The organism is Desulfonatronovibrio magnus (genome assembly GCF_000934755.1).
Classification (GTDB): Bacteria; Desulfobacterota; Desulfovibrionia; order Desulfovibrionales; family Desulfonatronovibrionaceae; genus Desulfonatronovibrio; species Desulfonatronovibrio magnus.
Genome location: NZ_KN882183.1, coordinates 1 through 1,553 on the forward strand (window position 1 = coordinate 1; position 1,553 = coordinate 1,553).

Annotated in this window: 2 protein-coding genes; one reads left to right on the forward strand and one right to left on the reverse strand. The window is 44.0% G+C overall.

Annotation, left to right across the window (positions count from 1 at the left end):
- Nucleotides 1-459 precede the first annotated feature (459 nt).
- The gene (locus tag LZ23_RS25405; RefSeq protein ID WP_269745200.1) at nucleotides 460-591 is read left to right on the forward strand and encodes a hypothetical protein; all 132 of its coding nucleotides are present in this window, start codon (nucleotides 460-462) and stop codon (nucleotides 589-591) included.
- A 183-nt stretch (nucleotides 592-774) separates the two neighbouring features.
- Here the strand turns inward: LZ23_RS25405 and LZ23_RS19660 are convergent, their stop codons facing one another.
- Nucleotides 775-1,230, reverse strand: coding sequence for a hypothetical protein (locus LZ23_RS19660; RefSeq protein ID WP_052507547.1), 456 nt, complete (start codon nucleotides 1,228-1,230; stop codon nucleotides 775-777).
- Nucleotides 1,231-1,553: the final 323 nt, after the last annotated feature.

Here is a 1,553-nt window from a genome sequence, read left to right on the forward strand (position 1 = left end):
CGCCCGGGTGAAAAGCTTCTAAGCAACTACAATCGTTTTACTCATAAAATCAGATGTTTACAGTTTTCACATTTTCATGATTCTTGCTTATGATTCATGCACTTTTGCCAGAAAATTTCCGTCAAAGATGGGAACTTTGCGCCTGGCAAAGGGACTGTCCCTCGCTGTGTAAATTTTATCATTAAAGCAAATATCTTCCAGGAACCAATGCAGCATCAATCTTTTTTATAGTACATCGCGGGGACTGTCCCAATTTCCAAATATGGGACTGTTCTTCAACGTGGAGGCGGCTTCCAGCCGCCTGGAATTAAATAGCCTGCAGGATGCAGGCTCCACTTTAAAGATAGTTACTCACACGTTCGGTCACGGGCGGCCCGGGTGAGTAGTTTCGCTCGACGTAAAGGCAGCCTGTAAGTCAGGCTGCATATTTTCCTCTTGGCGACCTCCCAGGAGGAATGGATGCCATTGCCTGGCCACGAAGCAGAATGCCGTACTGCAGGTGCAGACAGCTTTTCTGAGGGCAGATCGCCAGCGGAACAATATCCTGTAGAAAATAACATGAAAGTTTTTTTAACCCTGAAAGAGCAATAACGTCCAGGAATCTTATTCTTCAGCCTTCAGCCTACAGTCTGAAAAGTACGGTTATCGCCCCAACTAAACAATTCTTGTTTAATTTGGGTTGTGCGCACAGCACGCATTAGTTACCAGATAAATACAAAAAAAAAGCCCGAACCTGTTGGTTCGGGCTTTTTTAAAAACGTATATTAGTCAGATTTAATCAGCAGTAAGTTCGCTTTGTACCTGCCTTAAAATCTCTTGAGCCTGCTCCAGCTGGACTCTTTGTTCTGCTGAAACATGACCGCTGATGTAACCAGCCTTTTGAGACATTTCTTCAAGCATTCCGCCCAGAACCATGCCCCTGACTACTTCAGGCAGGTTTTCCAGTTCAGCAATGCGAGCATCCATTTCTCCCAACTCCTGCCCCATTTTGGTGTCAAGTTCCTGAACCATCTCTCTGGTTTCAGTTATGAGACCAATCTCTTGCTTGAGTTCACCCATATTCTGGTTGACGGTGTAATAAAAGATAACCAGAAGGACAACTGCCAGGACTGATATAACAATCCCTACCTTGCCCATATCCCCTTTTGTGCCACCAACCTCGTCAGCAGAAAAGGTGCTGTTCGCGTTTAGGTTGTCTCCTCCTACCGGCTTTATCTTCTCCTGTGACATTTACAACGACCTCCTTTAATTATTTTGCTCCAATTGAGCTCCGGTGATAGAAAAAATTTTAATCCCAAGACTGGCCTGATTCAAATAGTCAAATACAAGACCGTCATATTCTGAATGAATCTTTATATATATCAATCAAAACCACATAGCAAGCTTAAACTGAAAGGCAAAGACAAAAAACTGATCTTGCAAAACAGTTCAAAAGATTTGCAGCCTTACACCTCCAGTCCCCAACCTTATTTTACCACCTTCTACCTTCAGCCTTCAATCTTCTGCCTTCAGCCTTCAATCTTCAGCCTTCAGCCTTCAGCCTTCAGCCTTCT